The organism is Xanthomonas populi, from assembly GCF_002940065.1.
Classification (GTDB): Bacteria; Pseudomonadota; Gammaproteobacteria; order Xanthomonadales; family Xanthomonadaceae; genus Xanthomonas; species Xanthomonas populi.
The window spans coordinates 1-10,789 of sequence record NZ_MDEJ01000131.1 but is presented as its reverse complement, the minus strand read 5'-3'; the positions used below and the strand labels follow the sequence as shown (position 1 = coordinate 10,789).

10 protein-coding genes and 2 pseudogenes are annotated in these 10,789 nt (G+C 65.5%); 8 read left to right on the top strand and 4 right to left on the bottom strand.

The window, feature by feature from the left end:
• Nucleotides 1–145: 145 nt before the first annotated feature.
• Nucleotides 146–567 (bottom strand): annotated as a pseudogene (locus tag XpopCFBP1817_RS17000) (IS110 family transposase); the annotation flags it as partial.
• Between the two features lie 541 nt (nt 568–1,108).
• Between XpopCFBP1817_RS17000 and XpopCFBP1817_RS16995 the strand changes: the two are divergent.
• The 8 genes from XpopCFBP1817_RS16995 to XpopCFBP1817_RS16960 all read left to right on the top strand — a co-directional run bounded on the left by XpopCFBP1817_RS16995 (nt 1,109) and on the right by XpopCFBP1817_RS16960 (nt 7,858).
• Nucleotides 1,109–2,380: an allantoate amidohydrolase gene (locus tag XpopCFBP1817_RS16995; protein WP_128418015.1), complete on the top strand. Its 1,272-nt coding sequence runs from the start codon at nt 1,109–1,111 to the stop codon at nt 2,378–2,380.
• Nucleotides 2,370–3,626 carry a pyridoxal-phosphate-dependent aminotransferase family protein gene (locus XpopCFBP1817_RS16990; RefSeq protein ID WP_128418014.1) on the top strand — a complete coding sequence of 419 codons (1,257 nt, stop codon included), beginning with the start codon at nt 2,370–2,372 and terminating at the stop codon, nt 3,624–3,626. The genes XpopCFBP1817_RS16995 and XpopCFBP1817_RS16990 overlap by 11 nt, the downstream gene beginning before the upstream one ends.
• Nucleotides 3,623–4,513, top strand: coding sequence for an allantoinase PuuE (gene puuE / locus XpopCFBP1817_RS16985; protein ID WP_128418013.1), 891 nt, complete (start codon nt 3,623–3,625; stop codon nt 4,511–4,513). The genes XpopCFBP1817_RS16990 and puuE overlap by 4 nt, the downstream gene beginning before the upstream one ends.
• Entirely contained in the window at nt 4,510–4,905 is a 396-nt protein-coding gene (hpxZ, locus tag XpopCFBP1817_RS16980; protein WP_128418012.1) for an oxalurate catabolism protein HpxZ, read from the top strand. Before puuE ends, hpxZ begins: the two co-directional genes overlap by 4 nt.
• On the top strand, nt 4,902–5,393 hold the full coding sequence (gene uraD / locus XpopCFBP1817_RS16975; protein ID WP_128418011.1) for a 2-oxo-4-hydroxy-4-carboxy-5-ureidoimidazoline decarboxylase: 492 nt from the start codon (nt 4,902–4,904) through the stop codon (nt 5,391–5,393). The genes hpxZ and uraD overlap by 4 nt, the downstream gene beginning before the upstream one ends.
• Nucleotides 5,390–6,811, top strand: a complete 1,422-nt coding sequence (hpyO, locus tag XpopCFBP1817_RS16970; RefSeq protein ID WP_128418010.1) for an FAD-dependent urate hydroxylase HpyO — start codon at nt 5,390–5,392, stop codon at nt 6,809–6,811. The genes uraD and hpyO overlap by 4 nt, the downstream gene beginning before the upstream one ends.
• Nucleotides 6,781–7,140 carry a hydroxyisourate hydrolase gene (gene uraH / locus XpopCFBP1817_RS16965; RefSeq protein ID WP_128418009.1) on the top strand — a complete coding sequence of 120 codons (360 nt, stop codon included), beginning with the start codon at nt 6,781–6,783 and terminating at the stop codon, nt 7,138–7,140. Before hpyO ends, uraH begins: the two co-directional genes overlap by 31 nt.
• A 244-nt stretch (nt 7,141–7,384) precedes the next feature.
• A complete protein-coding gene (locus XpopCFBP1817_RS16960) occupies nt 7,385–7,858 on the top strand; it encodes a YehS family protein (RefSeq protein ID WP_128418008.1) in 474 nt (157 codons plus the stop codon).
• Between the two features lie 445 nt (nt 7,859–8,303).
• Here XpopCFBP1817_RS16960 and XpopCFBP1817_RS16955 read toward each other — a convergent pair whose 3' ends face one another.
• From XpopCFBP1817_RS16955 to XpopCFBP1817_RS16945, 3 genes and pseudogenes are all read right to left on the bottom strand, one after another.
• A complete protein-coding gene (locus tag XpopCFBP1817_RS16955) occupies nt 8,304–9,209 on the bottom strand; it encodes a recombination-associated protein RdgC (RefSeq protein ID WP_128418007.1) in 906 nt (301 codons plus the stop codon).
• Between the two features lie 67 nt (nt 9,210–9,276).
• Entirely contained in the window at nt 9,277–10,197 is a 921-nt protein-coding gene (gene ttcA, locus XpopCFBP1817_RS16950) for a tRNA 2-thiocytidine(32) synthetase TtcA (RefSeq protein WP_128418006.1), read from the bottom strand.
• A 312-nt stretch (nt 10,198–10,509) separates the two neighbouring features.
• Nucleotides 10,510–10,713 (bottom strand): annotated as a pseudogene (locus XpopCFBP1817_RS16945) (transposase); the annotation flags it as partial.
• Nucleotides 10,714–10,789 lie beyond the last annotated feature (76 nt).

Below are 10,789 nucleotides of genomic sequence, written 5' to 3'. Positions count from 1 at the left end.
GCGACCTCGCTCTCCCGCGGTCGCTCAGACCTGTGGGGGATCGGTCGACCACGCCGGCTCTCGACGCCTAATCTGGCAGATCGCCAAGCGATAAGGGGGCGGGGTGAGCAACTGGGTTGGGCGTCAAGCCCGGTGAAGGGTCGCGTGGTGCCACGCCGACCAACGCTGCAATGCGTTTGCGGTCCAGCTGCCCCAACTCCGGAACACTGGCAATCACGTCAGCACGGTTACCTCGCCAACGCCCTTGACCTCGCTCAACAGATCGTGTTTGGCATGCCATGCCGGCAACTGCTCCACCGATTGGCGCAGGCCCGCCTCCAAGGCGCGCAAGCGCTCCTCCGGCCCTTGGATATGCAGCTTCATGTCGTGGTGTCCCTGCGTGTTTGTTGCTTGCTTGAGACGGGTCTTCTCCATGCTCAGCATCTCCACCCACTGGCGCCGCCGCGCCAATTGATCGGTGAAGGCCTGGGCAGCCTCATCTGGCAACGCGCGTTGGGCAGGCTGGATCGCGCGTGCAAAGTGGGCCAACACGCGTGCATCGAGCCTGTCCGTCTTGGCGCGCTGCCCGCGCGTCTGAGTTTCCACCGTCATCATCCCTCTCCCATCACCCAGCCTTGCAACATCGGGCTTTGCGCCCTGGCAACTGTTCCGGTTATCAGGAAAAAAACCGCACCGACCCACTCACATCCACAATCTCAAAAAACTCCCAGGGGTACGCTCTGGTGCGGGGCACCACACCTTACAAGGGAACGGGCGAAGCCTTCGTGTCGTTCCAACCGCGCCAGGCTTCGCTCGTACCCTTATCCGGCGCTACGCGCCACCTTCTCCGGAAGAGAGAAGATATAAAACACAGCCACAACCAGCCGTCGCATTTTTTGCAACGCATGACCCTAAAAAAACCGCTTTGGGGTGACCTGGGCGGTTCGTATAGTCGATTCAACGGTCGCCGCCCGCTGCGCACGCGCCTGTCGCCACGACGTCACCGGGCAAGCCATCGCCCAGCGTTGCCTCGCCCCTTCCACACCGCCTGCGGAGGCTTTATGCATCAGTCCCTGTCGCATCGCGGTCCTCGCAGCGCCTGTGGAACAAATCACCCCCACCGCGCCACATGCTGAGCACGCAACGCACCTCACCCATGACCTGCTCCGGCGCACGCGAAGTAGCCCGCTGCGATGCGCTGGGCCTTCCGCCTTACAGCGACATACCCGGCGAGCTGTTCCGCGCCTGGCTCAGCCCGGCACATCGTGCGGCCATCGCACAGGTGAGCGAGTGGATGCGCCAGGCCGGCATGCAGGTGCGACTGGACGCAGCGGCCAATCTGATCGGCCGCTACGAAGGCGCACGCACACAGGCACCAGCGCTGTTAATCGGCAGCCATCTCGACAGCGTGCGCGATGCCGGCCGCTACGACGGCCCGCTCGGCATCCTGCTCGGCATCGAATGCGTGGCCGCGCTGCATGCACAGGGACGACGTTTGCCGTTCGCGATCGAAGTGATTGCCTTCGGTGACGAAGAAGGCTCGCGCTTTCCCGCCTCGATGTTCTGCAGCCGCGCGGTGGCCGGCACGCTCGACCCTGCCACATTGAAAGTCGCCGATGCAGTCGGCATCGACGTGGCCACCGCGCTAGCCGGGTGGGAGTTGGACATCGCACACATCCAGCGAGCCGCACGCGCCCCGGGCAGCGTGCTGGCCTATCTGGAAACCCATATCGAACAAGGCCCGGTGCTGGAAGCCGAAGGCTTGCCGGTCGGCATCGTCACCGCCATCGCCGCACAGCGGCGCTTCGCAGTGCGCTTGGACGGCCGCGCAGGCCACGCCGGCACCACCACCATGGCCTTGCGTCGCGACGCGCTGAGCGCAGCGGCCGAAGCACTACTAGCGATCGAACACCTCGCACGCGCCGGCAGCGACGATCTGGTCGCAACCGTCGGCAAACTGCACGTTGCCCCCGGCGCCACCAACGTGGTGCCAGGTCGCGTGGACTGCACGCTGGACGTGCGCGCCGGCAGCGATGCCACCCGCGATGCGGCGGTGCTACAGATCGAACACGCGCTCGCACAGATCAGCAAAGAACGCAGCATCGCCATCGCCATCGACCCGCTACAAGCACTTGCCGCCAGCCCATGCGCAGCGGCGTTGATCGCACGTCTGGAACACGCAGTCGCCGCACAAGGTATCGCGCCACGCCAACTGGTTTCCGGCGCCGGTCACGATGCGATGGTGATGGCCGCGCTGTGCCCCACCGCGATGCTGTTCGTGCGCTGCGCCGGCGGCATCAGCCATCATCCGGACGAACACGTCGACCCGGCCGATGCCGACCTCGCGCTGGCGGTCATGCGCCACTTTATCGAACACCTGGGAGATCCGCTTGTCACCTGATCTGCGTCATCTGCACACCTTCGGCGAACTCGATCCCCCGCAGCGGCTGTTGATGGGCCCGGGCCCGGTCAATGCGCATCCGCGCGTGCTGCGCGCGATGGCGGCCGATCTGCTGGGTCAGTTCGACCCGGAAATGACCACCTACATGAACGAGGTGATGGCGCTGTACCGGCCGTTGTTCGGCACCGAGAATCGCTGGACCTTCCTGGTCGATGGCACCGCGCGCGCCGGTATCGAAGCGGCGCTGGTGTCGCTGGTCAATCCGGGCGATCGCGTGCTGGTGATCAACTTCGGCCGCTTCGGTTTGTTGCTCACCGAAATCCTGAGCCGGCTCGGCGCTGACGTGCACACCGTGGACGCACCCTGGGGCGAGGTGGTGCCGCTGAGCGCCCTTGCCGAAGCGATCGAGCGCATCGCCCCAAAGCTGGTCGCCACCGTGCATGGCGACACCTCCACCACCATGGCCCAGCCCTTGGATGGCCTCGGCGCGCTGTGTCGCGCGGCCGGCGCGCTGAGTTACGTGGATGCCACCGCCACCATCGGCGGCATGGAAATCGCCAGCGATCGCTGGGATGTGGACGTGGTCACCGGCGGCCTGCAGAAATGCCTGGGCGGGCCATCCGGCTCGGCACCGATCACCGTGTCTTCGGTAGCGGCCGACGCCATCTTCGCGCGCCGCCATGTCGAACGCGGCATCGTGCGCGCCGACATCGTCAACGGCAGCGGGCCGCGCATCGCCTCGAATTATTTCGATCTGGCGATGATCATGGATTACTGGTCCGACAAGCGCCTCAATCACCACACCGAAGCCACCACGATGCTCTACGGCGCACGCGAATGCGCGCGCGTGGCGCTGCAGGAAGGTCTGGATGCACGCTTCGCCCGCCATGCCGCCGCCGGGCGTGCGGTGAGTGCCGGCATCCGCGCATTGGGGCTTGAAGTGTTCGGCGACGATGCGCACCGCATGACTAACGTCACCGGCGTGGTGATTCCGCCCGGCATCGACAGCGATGCGGTACGGCGGCGCATGCGCGAGGATTTCGAAATCGAGATCGGCACTGCATTCGGGCCGTTGCAGGGCAAGATCTGGCGCATCGGTGCGATGGGCTACAACGCGATGAAGCACAAGGTGCTGATCACCCTGGCCGCGCTGGAAGCGGTGCTGCGCGCCGAAGGTTACGCATGCACGCCAGGGCTGGCGGTCGAAGCTGCCTTGGCGGCCTGGCATGCGGAGCCGCAGGCATGAGCGCACCGCGCGACCTGGTCGGCTATGGCGCCACCCCGCCGGCGGCGCAGTGGCCCGGTGGCGCGCGCATTGCGGTGCAGTTCGTCATCAACTACGAAGAAGGCGCAGAGAACTGCGTGCTCAACGGCGATGCCGGCTCGGAAGCCTTTTTGTCGGAAATGATCGGCACGCAATCGCAACCGGGCGCGCGCGCCATGGCGATGGAAAGCCTGTACGAGTACGGCAGCCGCGCTGGTTTCTGGCGGCTGCATCGGTTGTTCACCGCACGCAACGTGCCGGTGACCGTGTTCGGTGTGGCGCAGGCATTGGCCTCCAACCCCGACGCAGTTGCCGCGATGCAGGCCGCCGATTGGGAAATCGCCAGCCACGGCCTGCGCTGGATCGATTATCAGCACGTGGATGAGGCCACCGAGCGCGCGCATATCGCTCAGGCCATCGCCTTGCATACGCGCGTCACCGGCAGCCGCCCGCTGGGCTGGTATCAGGGCCGCACCAGCCCCAACACCGCGCGGCTGATTGCCGAGGATGGCGGTTTTGTCTACGACGCCGACAGCTACGCCGACGACGTGCCGTATTACGACCGTCAGCGCGGCCGCGCGCAGCTGATCGTGCCGTACACGCTGGACGCCAACGACATGAAATTCGTCGCCTACAACGGGTTTGCCGATGGCGAACCATTCTTTCGCTATCTGCGCGACAGCGTCGACCAACTGCGCAGGGAAGGTGGGCGCATGCTGTCGATCGGCCTGCACGGGCGCATCGTCGGCAAGCCCGCGCGCGCGGCGGCGTTGGCACGGTTCGTCGATCACGTGCTGGCCAGCGGCGATGCCTGGATCGCGCGACGCATCGATATCGCGCGTCACTGGCTGCAGGTAAACCCGGCATGAGCATCGACGCTGCCGACATCGATCTGCCCGAGGTGATCGCCCAAGTGACAGCCGCCTTCCATGCCTACGAGGATGCCTTGATGCGTGACGACATCGCCACGATGGACGCGCTGTTTCAGGCCGCGCCAAGCACGGTGCGCTACGGCGTGGGCGAAGTGCTGTACGGCATCGAGGCGATCCGCGCCTTCCGCATCGGCCGCGGTGGCTCGCCACAGCGCCAGCTCGTGCATGTGCAAGTGCATGGCTTCGGCCACGGCTTCGCCACCACGCATGCGGAATTCATTCGCGACGGTGGCAGCGCGCGCGGCCGCCAGAGCCAGAGTTGGGTGCGCTTTGCCGACGGCTGGAAAGTGGTGGCCGCACATGTCTCGCTACAGGGGACACACGCATGAGTGTGGTCGATGCCCGCGCGCTGGACGATGCCGCCTTCGTGGCGCGTTACCGCGCGTTGTTCGAGCATTCGCCATGGGTGGTCGAACGCGCCGTACAACGGCGCCCGTTCGACGATGTGTATCGCGGGCTGATGCAAGTGGTGCTGGAGGCATCGCCGGTAGATCAGGTCGCATTGATCCGCGCGCATCCGGAGCTGGCCGGCAAGGCGGCGATCGACCGCACGCTCACGGCAGCGTCGGCCGCAGAGCAAGCCTCGGCCGGGCTGGATCGGCTCAGCGAAGCCGAGTTCAAGCGCTTCCACGCGCTCAATCAGGCGTATCGCCATCGGTTCGGATTTCCGTTTGTGCTCTGCGTGCGGCTGCACGACAAGGCCGGCATCCTGGCCGCGCTGGAACGCCGGCTGGATGCAGCGCGTAGCGAAGAAATGTCCACCGCCCTCGCCGAGATCGGCAAGATCGTGCAACTGCGCCTGGAGGCACTGCCATGAGTTTGGCCCAACTCGAACGCGAGCTCCACCACGATCTGCAACGGCTGGCCCACGGCAGCGATGCGTGGGTGCAGCCGCGCGTGCATCCGGCAGGTCACGTGTATGACGTGGTGATCGTCGGCGCCGGCCAAAGCGGCCTGGGCGCAGCATTCGCCCTGCAACGCGAGCGCCTACACAACGTGCTGGTCATCGATGAAAACGCAGCCGGGCAGGAAGGTCCGTGGGTGACCTATGCCCGCATGCAGACCTTGCGCACGCCCAAGCAGATCACCTCGATCGACCTGGGCGTGCCGTCGCTGACCTTCCGTGCCTGGTGGGAAGCCCAGCACGGCACTGCCGGCTGGGATGCGCTGGACAAGATTCCGCGCGGCAGCTGGATGGACTATCTGCGCTGGTATCGTGCAGTGCTGCGCCTGCCGGTGCGCAATGCCACGCAGCTGGCGCGGGTAGAGCCTGACATGGCGCCCGGCATCCATCGCCTGCATCTGGCGATGGGCGCGCCGCTGCTGACGCGCAAAGTGATCCTGGCCACCGGCATCCAGGGTGGCGGGCAATGGATGGTGCCGGACTGGATCAGTCGCGCGCTGCCTGCGCAGCGCTACGCGCATACCTCCGGCCATATCGACTTCGCCGCACTGGCCGGTAAGCGCGTGGGCATTCTGGGCGGCGGCGCCTCCGCATTCGACAACGCCTGTTTCGCGCTGGATCAAGGCGTCGCCAGTGCGGACGTCTTCGTGCGGCGTAGCGAATTGCCGCGCATCAATCCGTTCCGCCACATGGAACAGGCCGGCATCATTGCGCGCTTTCTGACCCTGCCCGATGCGGACAAGTACCGGATGATGGCCAGCTTCTTGGCGCACAACCAGCCGCCGACCAACGACACCTTCCAACGCGCCTGCGCGCATGCCGGCTTTGCGCTGCACCTGGGCGCGCCGTGGCTGGAGGTGGCCGAACGCGATGGCGAGGTGGTGGTGCGCACGCCGCAGGGCGAGCACCGTTTTGATTTCCTCGCTGCTGCCACCGGCCTGGTCACCGACCCGCAACTGCGCCCGGAACTGGCCGCGCTGTCCGGGCGCATCGCCTGCTGGGCCGACCGCTACCAGCCACCGCCGGGTCAGGCCAATGCGGCGCTGGATGCGCACCCCTATCTGGGGCCTGGCTTCGAACTGCTCCCGCGCACGCCCGACGATGCTGCGTTGCTGCACGGCCTGTTCGCCTTCAACTATTCGGCGCTGATCAACCACGGCCCGTCGGCGGCGGCATTGTCAGGACTCAAGGTCGCGCTGCCACGGCTGGCGCGCGCGGTGGCCGATCAACTGTTTCTGGACGACCGCCAGACCATCGTCGACAGCTACCTGGCCTACGACCAGCCCGAATTCGTCGGCCAATGGCCGCAACCGACCCAGGCGGTGGCATGAGCACGCTGTCCACCCATGTGCTGGATACCGCCAGCGGCCGCCCCGCCGCAGGCGTCGCGTTGCGCCTGTTCGCCGGCGATACGCTGCACTTGGACGGTGTCACCAACGCCGATGGGCGCTGCCCGGAACTGGCCTCACTCACGCTGCAACCGGGCCGTTATCGATTGGAATTCGAAGTGGCCGGCTATTGGCGCGCGGCCGGCACGGCGCTGACCGACCCGCCGTTTCTGGAGCAGATCCCGATCGCCTTCGGCATCGCAGGCGACGCTCACTACCACGTGCCGCTATTGCTCTCGCCGTTCGGGTATTCCACTTATCGCGGCAGCTGAGCGGCGCTCAGAACGACTGCGCTCACCCCGCGAACGGGCGCGGTCGGTCCTCGGAGCGGCATGCACCGCGCGAACTACCACCCCTGCGCTCCGACTGCATGCACCTGACAGCTGCTGGCGACGCCTTGTGGGCCACTCTGAGCGGCTTCGGATTCGCAACGGATCGGTTCGGCACGCGCCGCATTCCGCATCGGCCCCGTAGAATAGCGCCTTTCCGGCGGCAGGCCGGGGCCCCGGAATTGTCATGATCCACAACGATGTACTGCGCAGCATCCGTTACATGCTCGACCTCAGCGACGACAAGGTGGTGGAAATCACCCACCTGGCCGACCCTGAGTTCGCGCTCGACAAGGCGCAGTTGCAGGCCTGGCTGAAGAAAGAAGACGAGCCCGGCTTCGAACCCTGCACAGACGCGATGATGGCGCGCTTTCTCGACGGGCTGGTGCTGCGCTTCCGCGGCCGCGACGAAAGCCAGCCGATACGCCCGCTGGAAACCAAGGTCGGCAACAACCTGGTGCTGAAGAAACTGCGGGTGGCCTTCGAGCTGAAGGACGTGGACATGCACGCCATCTTCGCCAGTGCCGGCTTCCCGCTGTCCAAGCCAGAGGTGTCGGCTCTGTTCCGCCAGCCCGGCCACAAGAATTTCCGCCCCTGCCTGGACCAGCTGCTGCGCGCCTTCCTCAAAGGCCTGACCGCACGGATGCGCGAAGCAGGTTGATGTCTGGGGAGTGAGATTGGCCTAGCCTGGCCGTGTGACGACGCCGCGACTCGAAGTCCCGGTTGTCGTGTGTCTTGGGGGAGTGGGCCGCGCGGATCGCTCAGTTGGAGCGCGGCTGATGTGGTTTGGCTGCAGGGCCCTTGCCCGCCCACCATCGTGGAGACACGCCGCAAGTAGGTCCGTGTAGGCGCTTATGCGGCATCCATGCCGCATAAGGTCCCGCGTCGGTGGGCAGGCAAGGACCAGTCGAGAGGGTCGGTGCATGGTTGCGAGCAGTGCGCATTGCGCGACTGTCCGATCAGATGCGGTCTGATCAGCGCAGTTTCATCCGAGCAACGTCACTGCCATTCCCGATACCGCTCCACTCGTCAACGAAGGCGCGTGCGGCCAACACGTTGCCGCCATCGCGACAGCGTTCGAGAGGTTTTGTTAGCTACTTTTGCTATTACTCGGCCTTACTTAGCTTCAACGCGGTTTCCAGCAGCAGGAACAGGCGTCGCACTTCGGCGCTCATCAGCGCGAAGCGGGCATCAAGTTCGGCGCGCGCGCCGTCGTCGTCGCTGTGTTCAAGCTGGTCCAGTGCGCCGTCCAGGAACTTGAGCTTGCGGATCACCAGATCGTCGCCGAGCACGAACGACAGCGTGTCGTCCAGCAGCAGCGCCAGCTTGGTGACCTGCTTGCCGGCTTCCAGATGCTTGTCGATCTCGTCGCCGCGCAGTTCCTGGTGCTGACACTTGACCACCGCGCCGCCTTCGATTGGGTCCTTCATCTCGCACTCTTCGCCCAGGCTCAAGCCTTCGGGCAGCGGTTCGCCGGCGATCCAGCCGGTGAGGATGGCGCGCGGTGCGACTTCGGCATTCAACGGCAGCGCCGGGAAGCTGCCGAGCGCGCCGCGGATCTGGCTCATCACGTTCTCGCCGCTCTTGCGGCTGGAGGTGTTGACCGCGATGTAGCCGTGCTGCAGATCCAGGATGGCGTCGGTACGCGAGCTCTTGACGAAGGCGCGCGGCAGCAGCTCATGGATCAGGTCGTCCTTGACGCGCTTGCGGGCCTTGCCACCGGGGCGACGGCCTTCCTTCTCTTCGATCTCGGCGACCTTGCGCTCGAGCAGGTCGTTGACCACCGCGCCGGGCAGGATCTTGTCCTCGCCACCGACGGTGAGCCACAAGAAATCTTCCAGCCGATGCGAAAGCACTTCCTGCTCATCGCGGCCGAATGGGGAGATGAAACCACGCGAGCTCATTTCCAGCGGGCCGACCGGCTTGAGCTGCACTTGCGGCAGCAGCGTGTCGATCTGCGAAAAATCCAGCGTGGTGGGAAAACGAAACAAGGTGAGATTGCGAAAGAACATGCGTCAGACCGAAGAGGAGTAAGAAATGTGGAGGGTTGGAAGACTGCCGGCGCCCGGATGGGGCGCGTCAGTCGCTGTGGTGTGGGGTGTCGCTGGCGGCGAGCCAGGCGCTTGAATCGGGAGCGGGATCAGGCGGCGCTGCATCGCCGCTGCGGCCCAGTGACAGGAAATCGAACAGCGTGCGGTCGGCCAGTTGCTCGGGCCGCACATCGCCCAGCGCGCGTGCGATCTGCTCGACCCGCCCAGGCTGCTCGCGGTCCCACTGCTGCAACATCCGGCCGACCTGCTGGCGCTGCAGGTTTTGCTGGCTACCGCACAAGTTGCACGGAATGATCGGGAACTGGCGCGCCTGCGCGTAGGCGGCGATGTCGGCTTCGCGCGCATAGGCCAGCGGGCGGATTACCACCTGCTGGCCATCGTCGCTGCGCAGCTTGGGCGCCATCGCCGCGAGCCGGGCATGGTGAAACAGATTCATGAAGAACGTGGCCACGATGTCGTCGCGATGATGGCCGAGCGCGATCTTGGTCACGCCGTGCGCCTGCGCGTAGGCATACAGCGCGCCACGCCGCAGCCGCGAGCATAACGAACACATGGTCTTGCCGGCCGGAATCACCCGGCTGACCACCGAGTAGGTGTTCTGCTCGACGATGTCGAACGGCACGCCGAGGTCGCGCAAATACGTGGGCAACACCTGCGTGGGGAAGCCGGGCTGCTTCTGGTCCAGATTGACCGCCACCAGGGTGAACGGCACCGGCGCCTTGCGCTGCACCTGCAGCAGCATGTCCAGCAAGGTGTAGCTGTCCTTGCCGCCGGACAGACACACCATGATCTTGTCGCCGGCGGCGATCATGCCGAAATCGGCAATGGCCTGGCCCACCTGGCGTTGCAGGCGTTTGCCTAGGCGCAGCTGCCCACGCTGCAACGGCTGGCGCGGGTCGCGCGGCGCGGGGTTGGCCAGGGGTTGCGGCAGCGGCAGGACAGCGGTCATAGCCGGCCATTGTAGCTGCCGCGCGCGCGGCGGGTCAGCGCTGCGCGCGTGCGGCTGAATGAGCGGTCAGGCGTCTGCGGATGCGGCCTGCAGCGGTCTTTCGCGGTGCTGCGGTGCTAGTGCCATCGTTGTAATAGCCGTAACTGTTCACTATTGCAAAGCGGTAATCGGTGCGCAGATCTTTTCCAGGCACTGCCGCCGCATCCATTATGCACTGCATTTTTTCAGGAGTTGGCACGGATGTAAGCGCAGGTTGTGGCGGGTAATTTGCACCCACGCGGCACCAAGAACCGTCCTGATTCGCTCTGACTCTCAGCCGTGAAAATTGCGCGCCGCACGCAGAACCGGCTCTGGACATGGTGTGGATTGCATCATGGCCGTGGCCAGTCGTGGCAGCATGTCGCGCAAGCGGAATCGACTATTAAACCGATAGGCCGCTTCTCCCAGATACCGCCTTGCGTATTTGCCTTGCGCGATGGCGTGATACACGCCACCGATGGCGCGTCGGCCACGACCTGCATGATCTTGTGCTTCATCCGCCAGGCGCGCTTGGAGTTGATCCCCAGATGACGCATCAGCTCCCGTGCGGCCA

Coding starts and splice junctions, on each gene's coding strand:
- XpopCFBP1817_RS16995 (WP_128418015.1), top strand. CDS start 1,109: ATGCTGAGCACGCAACGCACCTCACCCATGACCTGCTCCGGCGCACGC.
- puuE (WP_128418013.1), top strand. CDS start 3,623: ATGAGCGCACCGCGCGACCTGGTCGGCTATGGCGCCACCCCGCCGGCG.
- hpxZ (WP_128418012.1), top strand. CDS start 4,510: ATGAGCATCGACGCTGCCGACATCGATCTGCCCGAGGTGATCGCCCAA.
- uraD (WP_128418011.1), top strand. CDS start 4,902: ATGAGTGTGGTCGATGCCCGCGCGCTGGACGATGCCGCCTTCGTGGCG.
- hpyO (WP_128418010.1), top strand. CDS start 5,390: ATGAGTTTGGCCCAACTCGAACGCGAGCTCCACCACGATCTGCAACGG.
- uraH (WP_128418009.1), top strand. CDS start 6,781: ATGGCCGCAACCGACCCAGGCGGTGGCATGAGCACGCTGTCCACCCAT.
- XpopCFBP1817_RS16960 (WP_128418008.1), top strand. CDS start 7,385: ATGATCCACAACGATGTACTGCGCAGCATCCGTTACATGCTCGACCTC.
- XpopCFBP1817_RS16955 (WP_128418007.1), bottom strand. CDS start 9,209: ATGTTCTTTCGCAATCTCACCTTGTTTCGTTTTCCCACCACGCTGGAT.
- ttcA (WP_128418006.1), bottom strand. CDS start 10,197: ATGACCGCTGTCCTGCCGCTGCCGCAACCCCTGGCCAACCCCGCGCCG.